The organism is Pseudomonas sp. S49 (assembly GCF_009866785.1).
GTDB lineage: Bacteria > Pseudomonadota > Gammaproteobacteria > Pseudomonadales > Pseudomonadaceae > Aquipseudomonas.
Genome location: NZ_CP019432.1, coordinates 5,244,437 through 5,261,520 on the forward strand (window position 1 = coordinate 5,244,437; position 17,084 = coordinate 5,261,520).

General features: G+C 59.6%; 7 protein-coding genes. All 7 read left to right on the top strand.

The features are described from left to right. Positions 1-409: 409 nt before the first annotated feature. The 7 genes from PspS49_RS23095 to PspS49_RS23125 all read left to right on the top strand — a co-directional run bounded on the left by PspS49_RS23095 (position 410) and on the right by PspS49_RS23125 (position 17,040). Positions 410-1,933 carry a fumarate hydratase gene (locus tag PspS49_RS23095; protein WP_007916251.1) on the top strand — a complete coding sequence of 508 codons (1,524 nt, stop codon included), beginning with the start codon at positions 410-412 and terminating at the stop codon, positions 1,931-1,933. A gap of 202 nt (positions 1,934-2,135) precedes the next feature. After that, entirely contained in the window at positions 2,136-6,656 is a 4,521-nt protein-coding gene (locus tag PspS49_RS23100; RefSeq protein WP_160041601.1) for a SpvB/TcaC N-terminal domain-containing protein, read from the top strand. After that, positions 6,653-9,436 (top strand): RHS repeat-associated core domain-containing protein, encoded by a 2,784-nt coding sequence (locus tag PspS49_RS23105; RefSeq protein ID WP_174245080.1) that lies wholly within the window; start codon positions 6,653-6,655, stop codon positions 9,434-9,436. The genes PspS49_RS23100 and PspS49_RS23105 overlap by 4 nt, the downstream gene beginning before the upstream one ends. Before the next feature lie 172 nt (positions 9,437-9,608). Further along, positions 9,609-12,170 carry an RHS repeat-associated core domain-containing protein gene (locus PspS49_RS23110; protein ID WP_238786298.1) on the top strand — a complete coding sequence of 854 codons (2,562 nt, stop codon included), beginning with the start codon at positions 9,609-9,611 and terminating at the stop codon, positions 12,168-12,170. Between the two features lie 76 nt (positions 12,171-12,246). After that, positions 12,247-14,007 (top strand): ATP-binding protein, encoded by a 1,761-nt coding sequence (locus PspS49_RS23115; RefSeq protein ID WP_160041605.1) that lies wholly within the window; start codon positions 12,247-12,249, stop codon positions 14,005-14,007. After that, complete coding sequence (locus PspS49_RS23120) at positions 14,007-15,335, top strand: sigma-54 dependent transcriptional regulator (protein ID WP_160041607.1); 1,329 nt, start codon at positions 14,007-14,009, stop codon at positions 15,333-15,335. The genes PspS49_RS23115 and PspS49_RS23120 overlap by 1 nt, the downstream gene beginning before the upstream one ends. Positions 15,336-15,720: 385 nt before the next feature. Then, entirely contained in the window at positions 15,721-17,040 is a 1,320-nt protein-coding gene (locus PspS49_RS23125; RefSeq protein ID WP_007912608.1) for an MFS transporter, read from the top strand. Positions 17,041-17,084: the final 44 nt, after the last annotated feature.

Consider the following 17,084-nt stretch of genomic DNA (forward strand, 5'->3'; position numbering starts at 1 on the left):
CGAACTCTGGTTTGCAAACGGCACAAATCAGCTCCCTTTTCCTCAGCCGAACCGAGTTTTTGAATACCACGAAAATCGGCTCCCTTTCCCCCTCGCCCCCCTTGGGGGAGAGGGCTGGGGTGAGGGAGTAGCTCTTGAAGTGCAAACCCGCTGGCCGATATTCGCCCACCCATGCGACCAACGAATGACTGCCGGCGCGTGTACGCCCCATCGAGGCGCGGTATACTGCCGCGCCTTTTTAGCGTCGCGCCAGCAGCCCCGGCGTGCCCGGCCCAAAGGGCCAGCTTCAAGTTGCAAGCTCCAAGCCGCAAGCTCGAACAGTCCGCGTACTGCTCCAACTTGCCGCTCGAAGCTAGAAGCTCAAAGCTGCCCTATTAAAATGTTCCCGTCTTTTAGAGGAGCGCGACTCATGACCGTGATCAAGCAAGACGACCTGATTCAGAGCGTTGCCGACGCCCTGCAGTTCATTTCCTATTACCACCCCGTGGATTTCATCCAGGCGATGCACGAAGCCTACCTGCGCGAAGAATCGCCAGCGGCCCGTGACTCGATGGCGCAGATCCTGATCAACTCGCGCATGTGCGCCACCGGCCACCGCCCGATCTGCCAGGACACCGGTATCGTTACCGTGTTCGTGCGCGTCGGCATGGACGTGCGTTGGGATGGCGCCACCATGGGCCTGGACGACATGATCAACGAAGGCGTACGTCGCGCCTACAACCTGCCGGAAAACGTCCTGCGTGCCTCGATCCTCGCCGACCCGGCGGGCGCTCGCAAAAACACCAAGGACAACACCCCTGCCGTGATTCACTACTCCATCGTCCCGGGCAACACCGTGGAAGTGGACGTGGCGGCCAAGGGCGGCGGCTCCGAGAACAAGTCGAAAATGGCCATGCTCAACCCGTCCGACTCGATCGTCGACTGGGTACTGAAGACCGTTCCGACCATGGGCGCCGGCTGGTGCCCACCGGGCATGCTCGGCATCGGCATCGGCGGCACCGCCGAGAAAGCTGCGGTCATGGCCAAGGAAGTGTTGATGGAATCCATCGACATTCACGAGCTGAAGGCCCGTGGCCCACAGAACCGCATCGAAGAAATGCGTCTGGAGCTGTTCGAGAAGGTCAACCAGTTGGGCATCGGCGCCCAGGGCCTCGGTGGCCTGACCACCGTGCTCGACGTGAAGATCATGGACTACCCGACCCACGCCGCCTCGCTGCCGGTGTGCATGATCCCGAACTGCGCCGCCACCCGTCACGCACACTTCGTGCTCGACGGTTCCGGCCCGGCCTCGCTGGAAGCGCCACCGCTGGACGCCTACCCGGAAATCGTCTGGGAAGCCGGCCCGTCGGCCCGTCGCGTCAACCTCGACACCCTGACCCCGGAAGACGTGCAGAGCTGGAAGCCGGGCGAAACCGTCCTGCTCAACGGCAAAATGCTCACCGGTCGTGACGCTGCGCACAAGCGCATGGTCGAGATGCTCAACAAAGGTGAAACCCTGCCGGTGGATCTGAAAGGTCGCTTCATCTACTACGTCGGCCCGGTTGATCCGGTCGGTGACGAAGTGGTTGGCCCGGCGGGCCCGACCACCGCGACGCGGATGGACAAGTTCACTCGTCAGATCCTTGAGCAAACCGGCCTGTTGGGCATGATCGGCAAATCCGAGCGCGGCCCGACCGCGATCGAAGCGATCAAGGACAACAAAGCCGTGTACCTGATGGCCGTCGGCGGTGCTGCTTACCTGGTCGCTCAGGCGATCAAGAAGTCCAAGGTGCTGGCGTTCGCCGAACTGGGCATGGAAGCGATCTACGAGTTCGAGGTCAAGGACATGCCGGTCACCGTTGCGGTGGACAGCAAAGGTGAGTCGGTGCACATCACCGGTCCTGCGATCTGGCAACAGAAGATCAGCGAAAGCCTGGCGGTAGAAGTGCAGTAAGCCCTTCGCCCTCATAAAAACGGCCGGTTCATCCCTTGGATGATCCGGCCGTTTTTTGTTTGTGCGAACCGATCGCGATAAAAACGTCGTCAATGCACACAAAATGATCTTGCGCACCTGTCAGATCTGACAGGTTCATTTAATCGCGGTTCTTGTTAGCGTCAGTCCATTCACGCCCACCTTCTGCGCAATGGATTCGACCATGGCCGAGCAACAAGAACTGAGCATCACCACGCCCTCCATCGCCAAAAGCGCATCGATCGCCACCATCGGCAAAAGCTGGGGCGCTGTGGGCCCGACCGGAGCGGCAGCGTTCGAACTGCCGATTCCAACATCCGCCGGGCGAGGCTGGGACCCACAGTTTTCCTTGAACTACAGCAGTCAGAGCGGCAACGGTCCGTTCGGCCTTTCGTGGAATCTGAGTGGCGTGGGTCAGATCAGCCGCCGCACCAACAAAGGCGTGCCGCGTTATACCGAGCACGACGAAATCATCGGCGTAGATGGCGAAGTATGGATGCCGGAGCTGGACGAAAATGGCGAACTCAAATCACGTGATGCCAACAGCTACAACGGCGTCGACATCGGTCCGCACAAAGTGGTGCGTTACTGGCCTCAAGTCGAAGGCGACTTTGCTTTGCGTGAGCGCTGGCAGCGCCAGACCAGAGAAGCAGATCCACCGGTGTTCTGGCTGATACATGGCGCCGATGGTTCACTGCACATTTACGGCAAAACCGCAGCGACAAGGCTCGCCGATCCCGATGCACCTGGACGCGTCGCCGCATGGCTGATCGGCGAAAGCATGAACGCCCGTGGCGAACATATCTGCTTTGAGTACAAGGCCGATGATCAGGATCCTGACCCGACACATGACTACCGCGCCCAGCGTTATCTGTGCCGCGTGTGCTATGGCAACTTCACCGCCAGCAGCGATCTGTACAGCTGGAAAACAGAGAATCCCACTGACCTGGACTGGCACTTCCACCTGCTGTTCGATTACGGCGAGCGCAGTACGTCGCTGACCGATATCCCGGCCTATGACGGCTCCCCCCCGAACCACTGGACAGTCCGCCCCGACCGCTTTTCAACCCATGGTCGGGGCTTTGAACTGGGCACGCGCAGACTGTGCCAGCAAGCGTTGCTGTTTCATCACTTCTCCAGGGAAAAAACCGAGAAACCGAAACTGGTACGCCGCCTGCTGCTGGAATATCACCAACCGCAGAACATCGCGCAATGGACCTACAGCCAGATCAGCGCGGCGCACTATCAGGCGTTCGATGCCAACGGCGTTGTCGAGAACACGCCGCCGATCGAGTTCGACTACGCCGCCTTCGATATCAATAAAAAACCGCTTCAACTCTTCGAGTCCGATGTGCAGCCGGGCATCGAAGACAACAATTTCTATCAATGCGTCGATCTCTTCGGCGAAGGCGTGCCGGGGTTTCTTTGCCGTTATGACCAGAGTTGGTATTACCGCGAACCGCTGCGCGCGACGAAGGGCGGCGATGAAATCGGTTATGGACCCTGGACCGCATTGCAGAAAATTCCGGTCGCCGATCGCAACCGTCCGGTACAGCAATTGTTGACCGATCTTACCGGTGACGGCCGACTCGACTGGGTCAGCGCGCAACCGGGCAGCAGTGGCTTTCGCACATTCACCGCACAGCGTCAGTTTGACGATTTTGTTGCCTTCGGCCATTTCCCGCCGGAGTTCTTCTCCGCACTCTCGACACTTGGCGACCTGAGCGGTGACGGCTTGAGCAGCCTGGCCTTGATCGGACCGAATTCGGTACGGCTGTATGCCAACCAGCGCGAACAAGGTTTCGCCGCGCCTGAGGAGGTGCCGCACAAACCCGACGACGACAGCTTGCCGGTATTCAGCAATTCTCCGACAGAACTGGTGCTGCTGGGCAATCTTCTCGGCAGCGACATGCCCGAGCTGTGCCGGATACGCCACGATGAAATCCGCTGCTGGCCGAACCTCGGTCACGGCCGCTTTGGCCAAGGTCGCAAGATCAGCGAACTGCCCTTCAACTACGCGCAATTCGATTCGTCACGCGTACGCCTTGCCGACCTCGACGGCTCCGGTGCCGCATCGCTGATTTACCTGAATTCAGACACTTTCGATATCTACCTGAACCATGGTGGCAACGGCCTGGAGCAGACGCCGATCAGCGTGCCGTGGCCCGACGGCGTACGTTACGACCGTTTCAGCCAAGTGAGTTTTGCCGATCTGCAGGGCCTGGGTTGTGCCAGCCTGATCCTGACGCTCACGCACATGCAGCCGCAGCACTGGCGCTACGACTTTGTCTCGGCCAAACCGTATTTGCTGACCAGCAGTAACAACAACATGGGTTGCAGTACCCGCGTGATCTACCGCAGTTCGGCGCAGGAATGGCTGGATGAAAAACACCGTCTGCTCACCCTCAAATGTTTGCCGGTTTGCCACCTGCCGTTCCCGGTGACGGTGGTGAAGAAACAGCAACAGCTGGATGAAATCACCGGCAATTGCCTGACGCAGACGTTCACCTGGCGGGAAGGTTTCTACGACAGCCGTGATCGTGAGTTCCGCGGTTTCGGCCATTTGCAGCAAACCGACAGTGAGAGCGCCAGCGGCGCTGATGACGTCGGCTTCAGCGAACCGGTGCGGGTGTATACCTGGTTTCACACCGGACAATCGATGGACCGGCCGCGCACCGGCTACTTCAATCAGGACACACAAGCGGTCCCCCTCGGCAACACTCTGTTCAGCCGGCATCACCCAGACGACGACGTTGATGAAATCATCCCGGCGCACGATGACGACACCCGCTACCAGATTTCCCGGGCGCTGGCCGGCGCGGTGATCCGCAGTGAAACCTATGCCGACGCAGAGGTGGACAGCCCCGGGATTGCCACGCCTTATGTGGTCGAAGAATGGCGTTATCAGGTGCGCGAAGTGCGCCCGCAAGGTGCTTGTGCCGCTGCCGTATTACTGCCGCTGGTGGTGGAAAAAATCAGCTGTCAGTACGACCGCTTTGTCGATGACCCTCTGTGTCGCAAAGAGCTGAATCTGCGCTGGAGCGCGTACGGTCAGCCGACGCACACAATGAGGGTGAGCTACGCCCGGCAGCTTACCGAAGAGGATTTGCCGCCATTCGACGATACCGATGAACAACAATGGTGGCTCGACGCTCATGACCCGGCGCAGCAATCGTTCTACCTGAACGAAAGCCGTTCAGCGTTCATCGAGCTGGACAAGGACTTGCAGCATTGGCGTCTGGGTTTGCCTTATCAACAGCGAGATAACGCGCTGGTCTTGCCAAAAGGCATTTTGCCCACAGGGCTCGACGCAGAGCAGGTGTCTTGTGAATGCCTGATGGCGCATGAGGATTCGGCGCACTGGAATGCCGAACGCGTGCTGACGACACAGTCCGTGCAGCGTTACCTGGGTACCGATGGCAAGCAACTGGAAGACGGTGTTGCCGGGTTCGAAGCCCTGGCCGGCCCACTGGAAATCGCACAACTGGACAAGACCGCGCTGGACGCTTACAGCGAAGTGCGCCCTCCAATCAACGTGCGGGACGAACTGCGAAAGATCGGATATCTGCCGATGCCGTTTCTGTTCTGGGTGAATCCATTGGGCGGTACGGAGCACGACCTGTGGTCGGCCAATTTCGGCTATGCCGAATACGCTGGCCTCGACGGTTTCTACAAAGTACAGCGTTATCGCGAAACCCTCAGCCACGGCTACACCCGCGCCGAATACGACGCTCACGCGCTGGCCGTGACGCTCGTGGTGCTGCCGGATGGCTGTACCACGCGCATCGAGTACGACTACCACGCGCTGCAACCGCTAAAGATATTCGACGCCAATGACAACGTTCAGGAAGCGATCTACGAGCCTTCCGGCCAGCCAATTGCCAGCAGCTTTCACGGCACAGAGAACGGCCAGCCTGCCGGCTTCAGCCCGCTGGAAGAGTACAGAATTCCAGAAGACCGGCGCCCGGAGACGGCCATCGCCAACCCGGGAAAAGCCGTGCAGGAAGCCGCCACCACCTTGCGCAAGGATCTGTTCAGCTGGATGGGACAGGTGACCAATGACAGCCGGACAACCCGCGAATGGATCGCTCGGAGGGATCTCTTGCCCAGCGGCCACATCAGGGCCAGCGCACGGCGGCGACTCGCACAGCGCAGCAGCGCACTGACACCTGCTGAGCAAGCCCTGCACGAGGTCATCAGCACGGTGCATCGCGAACCGGTGCACAGCGTCATCCTCAGTGCCGACCGCTACCCCGACGTTGCGACAGATGCGCAGATCCAGATCATCAAAGCTTGCGTCGATGGCTTTGGCCGGCCCCTGCAAACCCAGCAACGGGTTGATCCGGGCATGGCCTATGCCGTAAGCGACGATGGCTCGCTGATCGTCGAGGATGGTCAATTCAAACAAGTCGATGCCAATCCGCGCTGGCGCATCAGCGAGCGTGTCGAATACAACAACAAAGGCTTGCCGGTGCGTCAGTTCCGGCCGTTTTTTGCCAATATCCACCGCTACGTCAACGACCAGTCACTGCGCGAGCTGGGCTACTTTGATCAGGTGTTCTACGACGCGTTGGGGCGCCAGACCAGGCTGGTCAACGCCAAGGGTGACTTCTCCCGCGAGACCTACCACCCGTGGTATCGCGCCAGCGAAGATTTCAATGACACCGCCGAGCCGCCACCACCGCCAAAGGTACAGCGGTCATGATCGCCAACCTGCATCGACGTACGCCAGCGCTTGCCGTCAGCGATGCGCGTGGTTTGCCGGTGCGACAGGTGGCGTACCTGCGTGCGGTGGCCGATGACACCGCTACTGCCCTGGTTACCCGCCAATATCACGACCACGCAGGACGGTTGGTCGAGCAATGGGATCCGCGTCTCTCGGTGCCGTCTCTGACCTCGGTCCACAGCCTGGCCGGGGCGCTGCTGAAATCTGCCAGTGTCGACGCCGGCTGGCGTTTCAACTTGCCGGGGCTGGCCGGTGAGCCACTGCAACGCTGGGACGCGCGCCACGCGCATTGGCGCACGACCTTCGATGGGCAACTGCGGGTGGTGACGCTCGCCGAAAACGATGAAGTTATCGATAGGTTTACCTATGCCGATGCATCGGCCGACGCCGGGCATAACCAGCGCGGCCAGTTGCTGGAACAGAAAGAATCTTCGGGTTCATTGCGCACCGACAGCTTTGCCCTGACCGGCCAGCCGCTGAAGGAAACCCGCACCTTTACCGATGGCCAAGCGTTCACCAGCCACCGCCGATTCAGCCCGCTCGGCGTGGTGCTGGAGCAGACTGACGCCGGCGGCCACCGACAACAGTTGCGCTACGGTCTGGCCGGACAGCTCAAGCAAACGCACCTGCAAATCAACAGCAAGTCCCACTCACACCCGGTGCTGCTCGACGCGCAGTACAACGCCGCCGACCAGATCATCGAACAACTGGCCGGCAATCAGGTGCGCAGTCAGTGGACGTACGACCCGGCCGACGGCCGCTTGCATACCCAATCCAGTCGCAAGGACAGCGGCGCTGTGCTGCAGGATTTCGAATATTTTTACGACCCTGTCGGCAACATCACCCGCATCGAAGACCACGCATTTCAACCGCGATACTTCGCCAACCAGCTCATCGACGGCCATCGCGACTTCACCTACGACTCGCTCTATCGACTGACCAGCGCAACGGGTTACGACGACGCCCCGCCCTCGGACATTCCCGGCCTGCCGCAACCGGCGAACAATCGCCTCAACTTCACCCAGACGTACCGGTACGACCGCGGCGGCAACCTGACCGAACTGTGCCACGTGCGTGCCGGCAACAATTACACCCGGCAAATGCGCATCGACCCAAACAGCAATCGCGCAGTGCTGTGGACGGAGGGCGAGGAACCGGACTTCGACAAGCTGTTCGACCGCCACGGCAATCAACAAGCCATCCACGTGGGCAAACCCCTGAAGTGGAACGCCCGCGACGAACTGCACCAGGTGATTCTGCTGGCCCGCGAGAACCACAACAGTGACGCCGAACGCTACGAATACAGCCAGGGTATGCGGGTGTTCAAACGCCACGACTATCTGGCCGCCAACGTCGAACATTTCCATCAGGTGCGTTACTTGCCGGGGCTGGAAATTCGCACTCGTGACAATGGCGAAGAACTGCACGTGATCAGCGTCGGCAATGCGCGCTACCTGTATTGGCTGGCGAAAAAACCCAAAGGCATCGACGCTGATCAACTGCGCTACAGCCTTGAAGACCACCTTGGTTCCTGTGTGATGGAGCTGGATCAACAGGCGCAACTGATCAGTCAGGAAGGTTATTACCCGTTCGGCGAAACCGCATGGATGGCCGCTCACTCAGCGCTTGAAGTGAGTTACAGGTTCATTCGCTACTCGGGCAAGGAGATGGACGTCAGCGGGCTGTATTACTACGGCGCACGGTATTACGCGCCGTGGTTGCAACGCTGGATCAGCACCGATGCTGAGCAGGCGGACGGTCTGAATTTATATGCATTCGTGGGGAATAACCCGATCGGTTTTATCGATCCGGACGGGAACACGCGGGCAGAAAGCGTGATCATGCTGTATTCGGCGTTTGCTTCCGCCGTAGAAGGACACTCCGAGGAAGTATTGGGGCAACTGCACAACATCATCAATCAAAATGTTGCACTGAACATGGCAGTGAATCTGGGGGGAGAAATCGTCAGAGGGATTGTCGGCTATGAAGGTGGATCTTTGGGCGGTGCCCAATTTGACACCATGATTCCAGCACTTGAAGTGGCACCGAACGTGTTGAAACCTTCATCGTTGGTCGGTGGCAACATCGGGGGTGATGTCGCCGGGGCCATCGTTGAGCCGGTGGCAAACTCTATCGGCCTGCAAGTCGGGCCTTTGATCCCGCAAACCTCGCAGATGTCCGTCAGCGCGATTGATCAAAGCCTGGGGATCGAGGCCCCCGTCAAGGAAATCAACTCATGGAAAGACTTCAAGAGCGAAGTGCTGCATCCGACACTCAATTCGTTATTCAGCCCAGCATTTTTAATGAACAGAGTATTCGGAACAGTGGTGGGGATCATTCCCGGCGCACTTAACATGGGAAGTCGGGCGCAGGAAGCACAAGACATCAAGAACCGGCTTGACCCGGTGAAAATTGAAAAGATCGAAAAAATGCTCAGCGACTGGAAAGCGGCCATTGAACAACGGTCTGCATGGGCGGAAAAAGCTTTTGACGCATTGGGCGTTGACAGTGTTTCGCCTGCCAATGTGCTGCCGAATATCAATGGCAATACTTCCAGCGAAACGCTGGCCGTCATTACGCGCGCTGGCTTGCAACAGAAAAACCGAGCCGTGCTCGCCAACATCGCACAGGCTCAGGCCGGACTTGCGCGATACAGAGAGATGGGGACCACTGACAATCTGTACAAAGCAAGACAACGGCATCTGGCATCAAAGAAGCCGGGGAACCCCCTCCTCACCAAGTTTAAAAACGGTCACTGAAACCATGCACGCACGCACGCCCTCCCTGACAGGGATTGACGGACGAGGCCTGCCAGTCCGCAAGGTCGCGTACTTGCGTAGCGTGACAGGTAACACGTCAAGCACCCTGGTGACCTGCCAGGGACACGATTCAGCCGGGCGTCTGATCACGCAACGGGACCCGCGCTTGTCCATGGCTAACACGGCAACTGTTTATTCGTTGAATGGCAATGCGGTGCTTATCGACAACGTGGATAGCGGCTGGCGTGTGGTGCTGCCAGGGCTGGCCGGCGAGTCGCTTCAGCGTTGGGACGCGCGCTGGCATCACTGGGTCATGACTTTCGACGAGCAATTGCGCAGGCTGACAGTTGAAGAAAATGGCATCGCTGACGTCGAAACCTTCATATACGGCGACGCTGGCGCCGATGCGCTGCACAACTTGCGCGGCCAGCTCCTCGAACAGACAGACCCCGGCGGCACCCTGCACATGACCAGCTTTGCCCTGATCGGCGAGCCATTGGAAGAAACCCGTACCTTCCACGACGCCAAGGCCTTCACCACCCGCCGCGTCTTCAGCCCCCTCGGCCTCGTGCAGGAGCAGACTGACGCCAGCGGACACCGACAACAGTTGCGCTACGGTCTGGCCGGACAGCTCAGGCAAACGCACCTGCAAATCAACGACAAGACCGATTGGCACGCGGTGCTGCTCGACGCGCAGTACAACGCCGCCGACCAGATCATCGAACAACTGGCCGGCAACCAGGTGCGCAGTCAGTGGACGTACGACCTGGCCGACGGCCGCTTGCACACCCAGTCCAGTCGCAAGGGCAGCGGCGCTGTGCTGCAGGATTTCGAATATTTTTACGACCCTGTCGGCAACATCACCCGCATCGAAGACCACACTTTTCAGCCGCGCTACTTCGCCAACCAGCTGATCGACGGTCACCGCGATTTCACTTACGACTCGCTCTACCGACTGACCAGCGCCACCGGTTACGACGACGCCCCGCCGCCGGACATTCCCGGCCTGCCGCAACCGGGCACCCCTGGCGATCGCCTCAACTACACCCAGACCTATCAATACGATAACGGTGGCAACCTGATCGAACTGTGCCATGTCAGAGAGGGCCACAACTCCACCCGGCAAATGCGCATCGACCTGAACAGTAATCGCGGGGTGCCCTGGAAAACAGGCGCACCGGAACCGGTGTTCGACGATCTGTTCGATCGCCACGGAAATCAAAAGGCGATGCACCCCGGCAAACCGCTGCTCTGGAATGCCCGCGACGAGCTGGAAAGCGTGATCCTGATCCAGCGCGAAGGCGGACCGAATGATGCCGAGTGTTACCGCTACAGTCAGGGTGTGCGCGTGTACAAACGCCACGAATTTCATACCCCCACTGCCGAACACTTTCATCAGGTGCGCTACCTGCCGGGCCTGGAAATCCGCACCCGCGACAACGGTGAAGAACTGCACGTCATCACCCTCGGCAATGCCCGCTGCCTGCATTGGGCAGAGAGAAAACCCAAAGGCACCGACACCGATCAATTGCGTTACAGCCTCGAAGATCACCTCGGTTCCTGCGTGATGGAACTCGACCAACAGGCACAACTGGTCAGCGAGGAAGGTTACTACCCGTTCGGTGCCACGGCGTGGTTGACCGCGCCCTCGAAAATTGAAGTCAGCTACAAGTTCATTCGCTATTCGGGCAAAGAGATGGACCTCAGCGGTATGTATTACTACGGCGCACGCTATTACGCACCTTGGTTGCAACGCTGGGTCAGTGCGGATCCGGCGGGCGATATCGATGGGTTGAATCTGTACGGTTTTGTGCTCAACAACCCCGTGACTTACTTCGATTCGACAGGCAACAAAACGGAGGAAGCCCAATCGTCTACCGGAGGAGTTCTGGCATTTATTACCGGAAACACTCCCAGAGAGCGTATGCAGAAGAAACTGGCCTTCCATAACGAGCTGCTTTCAGCCGTCGATCTGGCGGTCAGGGATGTCACCACTCAAATACTCAACCATCGTTCCGAGACCAACAGCAGAGTATCAACAGCGAAAAGAACAGGTTTTTTCCTTGCGGAAAAGGGTGCATCCAACGCGGTTGGCATAGGCTTGAGCGCGGCCGGGGTAACACTGGGAATCCCCGGCGGCCCTCTCGGAATGCTGATCGGCGGGGCACTTGGTTTCGTGGTCGGAAAAACCGTGAGTAAAACTACGAAAGCAATCGGCAAACATACCGGTTTGAACACCGCCATCAGCCTGCAACCGGATCGATTGAAAGGAGACAAGCTGATCAAGCAAACAGAAGCAGAACAAGGCCCCGTGGTTAACATTAAGTCTTTGGCTACTTACAACCCGCTCAAACCCGCAGGACGGCAAGAGATCAAACAGGGCGCTATCGTAGCTGGCAAGGAATTGGCGCTGGCAGGGGCGGGCAAGATCCCCTACGTCGGGCCGGCCATCAAGGTCATTCCGGATACCCTCGATCTCTTGAGTGAAATAGCAACCAGCGCAATTGATCTTACCGAGGATGAGGTGACAGCATTGGATGCCGACATTATCGGCACGATAAATATGCTGCAGCGTGGCTCGGAACATTTAATCGAAAAGGTCAAGGCCATGAGTTTCTCTGACACCACTAAACGCATTGAACGCATTGAACGCGAAACCGGAACTCGAATAAAAACGCTTCGAAACCTGCGAACAGTGCTTCATTCCAACTCGTCCAGTTTTACTGCCGTATGAAAAGGTGACGACACGGCTCTTGGCCTCAACAGTGCACATGGTAAGGTGCCTGCCCGTCCTTATCCCTGCGCCCAGCATGCTGCCGACTTCCCGTACCTTGCGTCTGTCGTTGTATACCCTGCTGATCATCGCCGGCGCGGCGCTTGCCGCTACGCTTGCGATCCGCCACGCCGAACGTCAGGCGCTGGAGGAGGATGCGGCCCGCGCCAACCAGCAACTGGCGCTGTACGCCAATTCCCTGCACACCCTGATCGACCGCTATCGCGCCCTGCCCGCCGTGCTGGCGCTGGACCCGCAATTGCGCGCGGCGCTGGCCGGAGCGGTCGATGCCGACGAACAGGCGGCGCTGAACCTGAAGCTCGAGAAGATCAACGGTGCGGCACAATCCTCGACCCTTGAACTGCTCGATCACACCGGCCTCGCCGTGGCTGCCAGCAATTGGCGTCTGCCGAGCAGTTACGTCGGCCACAATTACGGTTTCCGCCCCTACTTCAGCCAGACCCGTACCCAAGGCACCGGGCGTTTTTATGCCGTGGGCGTGACCAGCGGCATTCCCGGCTACTTCCTCTCAAGCGCCGTACTTGGTGATAACGACGAGTTTCTTGGGGCAATGGTGGTCAAGCTGGAATTCCCCGAACTGGAGCGGGAGTGGAGTCAGGGCAATGACACGCTGCTGGTCAGCGACGCGCGCGGCATCATCTTCATCGCCAATCAGCCCGGCTGGCGTTATCGCGCGCTGCGGCCGTTGAGTGCCAGTGACATGGCCGATATAAAAGCCACCCGGCAGTACGACAAACAGTCGCTGGTGCCGTTGACCCACTTGTCGCTGCGCCGCTTCGATGACAACAGCGATCTGCGCCGCGTCGAAGGCCCGCAAGGCACGGCGGATTATCTGTGGGAATCGCTGCCACTGAGTGCCGAAGGCTGGACCCTGCACCTGCTGCGCCATCCGCAAGTGGCCTTCGAAGATCTGCGCAACGCCGGCCTCGCCGCCGCCGGGGTGTGGCTGGCACTGGTGTTTCTGTTGCTGTTTCTCAACCAGCGCTGGCGCCTGTCGAAAATCCGCCAGCGCAACCGCGAGGAACTGGAGCAGTTGGTGGAAGAACGCACCCGCGACTTGCGCACCGCGCAGGACGGTCTGGTGCAATCGGCCAAACTCGCCGCGCTCGGTCAGATGTCCGCCGCGCTGGCCCACGAAATCAATCAACCGCTGACCGCCCAGCGCATGCAACTGGCGACTCTGCGCCTGCTGCTCGACCATGGCCGCGTCGACGATGCCTATAAAGCCTTGAAACCGGTGGATGACATGCTCACGCGCATGGCTGCCCTCACCGGCCACCTTAAAACCTTCGCGCGCAAAAGTCCCAGCGGCTTGCGCGAACGACTGGATCTGGCGACGGTGGTCGATCAATCTCTGCAACTGCTCGATGCGCGGCTGCGCGACGAACAGGTCAGTCTGGTGTTGCACCTGACCCGTCCGGCGTGGGTGCGCGGCGATGCGATTCGTCTCGAACAGGTGCTGATCAACCTGCTGCGCAACGCCCTCGATGCGATGCAGGGCAAACCCTGCAAGCGTCTGCAAATCCGTCTGGAAGCCGATGAGCAACTGTGGCGTCTGAGCGTCAGCGACAATGGCGGCGGCATCGCCGAAGATCATCTGGGCCAGGTGTTCGATCCGTTCTTCACCACCAAACCGGTGGGCGACGGCCTGGGCCTCGGGTTGGCGGTATCCTTCGCCATCGTGCATGAATCCGGCGGCCGTCTGAGCGCCGAGAATGGCGACAGCGGCGCGGTGTTCAGCCTGACTTTGCCGATCGATCTGGAGGCACACATCTGATGCTTAACTCGGTAATGGTGGTCGATGACGAAAGCAGCATTCGCAGCGCCGTCGAGCAGTGGCTGAGCCTGTCGGGCTTCGAGGTGCAGTTGTTCAGCCGCGCCGAAGACTGCCTCGCCGCCCTGCCCGTGCACTTTGCCGGGGTAATCCTCAGCGATGTGCGCATGCCCGGCATGGGTGGCCTGGCGCTGTTGGCCGAAGTGCAGAAACGCGATGCCGATCTGCCGGTGATCCTGCTCACCGGTCATGGCGATGTACCGATGGCCGTCGAAGCGATGCGCGACGGTGCCTACGACTTTCTGGAAAAACCGTTCAGCCCGGAAACCCTGCTCGGCAGCTTGCGTCGGGCGCTGGATAAGCGCCGGCTGATTCTGGAGAACCGCGCCCTGCACGAGCAGGCCGATAACCGCGCGAAACTCGATGCGACCCTGCTCGGCGTCTCCCGTGGTTTACAGACGTTGCGCCGGCAGGTGCTGGATCTGGCGACGCTGCCGGTCAACGTGTTGATCCGTGGTGAAACCGGTAGCGGCAAGGAACTGGTCGCGCGTTGCCTGCATGATTTTGGCCCCCGAGCGGACAAACCGTTCGTGGCGCTGAACTGCGCAGCGATCCCTGAGCAGCTGTTCGAGGCCGAGCTGTTCGGTCACGAGAGCGGCGCGTTTACCGGCGCCTCGGGCAAGCGCATCGGCAAGCTGGAGTACGCCGATGGCGGCACCTTGTTTCTGGATGAAATCGAAAGCATGCCGCTGGCCCAACAGGTGAAACTGCTGCGCGTATTGCAGGAGCAGAAGCTTGAACGGCTGGGTTCGAACCAGAGCATTCGTGTCGATCTGCGGATTGTCGCGGCGACCAAACCGGATCTGCTCGACGAGGCTCGGGCCGGGCGGTTTCGCGAGGATCTGGCCTATCGCCTGAACGTCGCCGAGCTGCGCTTGCCGCCGTTGCGCGATCGTCGTGAAGACATTCCGTTGCTGTTCGAAACCTTCGCCCACAATGCCGCTGAACGCTTGGGGCGTACCTTTCCCCCCTTGAGTGGCGCGCAGTTGAGTCATCTGCTCAGCCACGACTGGCCGGGCAACGTGCGCGAACTGGCGAACGTTGCCGAACGCCAGGTGTTGGGGCTGGACGAGCCGGCACCGGGGATCGATCCGGGGCAATCGCTGGCGGCGCAGCAGGAGGCGTTTGAGGCGCAGTGTTTGCGTGCCGCGCTGACCCGGCACAAGGGTGACGTGAAAGCGGTGCTTGAAGAACTGCAACTGCCGCGCCGCACGTTCAATGAAAAGATGCAGCGGCATGGGTTGAGTCGGGAGATGTTTTTGGCTGAGTGAGGCAGGGTCGGAATTTTTGGTGTGGCTGAAATCCATCCCCCTCACCCCAACCCTCTCCCCCAAGGGGTAGAGGGGGAAAGGGAGCCGATCTTCGTGCCATTCAAAACCTGAGTTCGACTCGATATCTCAAGTCGGTGGACCTCGAATAATCCACTCGGTCAGTTCCCTCTCCCCCCGGGAGAGGGCTAGGGTGAGGGGCTTTTGATCTCAGCCCCAATAAGCGGAAATCCGCTCACAAGATCAATTCCATCGGCACAAATCCGCTCACCCAATCCCATCCCCCCCTCTAAACCGGCCCTCCCCCCGTTGGCACACCTCCTGCTATAGCCCTCGCAGGCTGCGTTTCTACGCGCTCCACAAAAACAATTAAACGAAGGATCCTTCAATGGATAACTCCAACGCCCTGCCTCTTGGGTCGGCTGCCGTGCCCGCCAAAGAAAGAACCACCGCCAGCCGGATCAAATCGATCTTCAGCGGTTCCGTCGGCAACATGGTCGAGTGGTACGACTGGTATGTGTATGCCGCCTTCTCCCTGTACTTCGCGAAAACCTTCTTCCCTGCCGGTTCCACCACCGCCCAACTGATGAACACCGCTGCGATTTTCGCCGTCGGCTTTCTGATGCGCCCGATCGGTGGCTGGCTGATGGGCATGTACGCCGACAAGGTCGGACGCAAAAAAGCCCTGATGGCCTCGGTCTACCTGATGTGCTTCGGCTCGTTGCTGATCGCCCTCAGCCCGAACTACGAAACCATCGGCATCGGCGCGCCGATCCTGCTGGTGTTCGCGCGTCTGCTGCAAGGCCTGTCGGTCGGTGGCGAATACGGCACCTCGGCGACCTATCTGTCGGAGATGGCGACCAAGGAACGTCGCGGCTTCTTCTCCAGCTTCCAGTACGTGACCCTGATCTCCGGCCAGCTCATCGCCCTCGGCGTACTGATCGTGCTGCAGAACGTGCTGACCACTGAACAGCTGTACGCGTGGGGCTGGCGTATTCCGTTCGCCATCGGTGCGCTGTGTGCGGTCGTGGCGCTGTACCTGCGTCGCGGCATGGAAGAAACCGAGTCGTTCACCAAGAAAGAAAAGTCCAAGGAAAGCGCGATGCGCACCTTGATGCGCCACCCCAAAGAGCTGTTGACCGTGGTCGGCCTGACCATGGGCGGCACCCTGGCGTTCTACACCTACACCACCTACATGCAGAAGTATCTGGTGAACACGGTCGGCATGAGCATCTCCGACTCGACCACCATTTCTGCCGCCACGCTGTTCCTGTTCATGTGCCTGCAACCGATCATCGGTGGCCTGTCGGACAAGATCGGTCGTCGTCCGATCCTGATCGCCTTCGGTGTACTGGGGACGATCTTCACCGTGCCGATCCTGATGACCCTGCACACCATCCAGACTTGGTGGGGCGCATTCTTCCTGATCATGGCGGCGCTGATCATCGTCAGCGGCTACACCTCGATCAACGCCGTGGTGAAAGCCGAGCTGTTCCCGACTGAAATCCGCGCCCTGGGAGTTGGCCTGCCGTACGCACTGACCGTGTCGATCTTCGGCGGCACCGCTGAATACATCGCACTTTGGTTCAAGAGCATCGGCATGGAAACCGGTTACTACTGGTATGTGACGGCGTGCATTGCCGTGTCGCTGCTGGTGTACATCACCATGAAAGACACCCAGAAGCACTCGCGCATCGTTACTGACTGATCAGGTGTTCACAGCCACTGCAATGGTGGCTGTTCTGGCCCTAT

Coding starts and splice junctions, on each gene's coding strand:
- PspS49_RS23095 (WP_007916251.1), top strand. CDS start 410: ATGACCGTGATCAAGCAAGACGACCTGATTCAGAGCGTTGCCGACGCC.
- PspS49_RS23100 (WP_160041601.1), top strand. CDS start 2,136: ATGGCCGAGCAACAAGAACTGAGCATCACCACGCCCTCCATCGCCAAA.
- PspS49_RS23105 (WP_174245080.1), top strand. CDS start 6,653: ATGATCGCCAACCTGCATCGACGTACGCCAGCGCTTGCCGTCAGCGAT.
- PspS49_RS23110 (WP_238786298.1), top strand. CDS start 9,609: ATGGCTAACACGGCAACTGTTTATTCGTTGAATGGCAATGCGGTGCTT.
- PspS49_RS23115 (WP_160041605.1), top strand. CDS start 12,247: ATGCTGCCGACTTCCCGTACCTTGCGTCTGTCGTTGTATACCCTGCTG.
- PspS49_RS23120 (WP_160041607.1), top strand. CDS start 14,007: ATGCTTAACTCGGTAATGGTGGTCGATGACGAAAGCAGCATTCGCAGC.
- PspS49_RS23125 (WP_007912608.1), top strand. CDS start 15,721: ATGGATAACTCCAACGCCCTGCCTCTTGGGTCGGCTGCCGTGCCCGCC.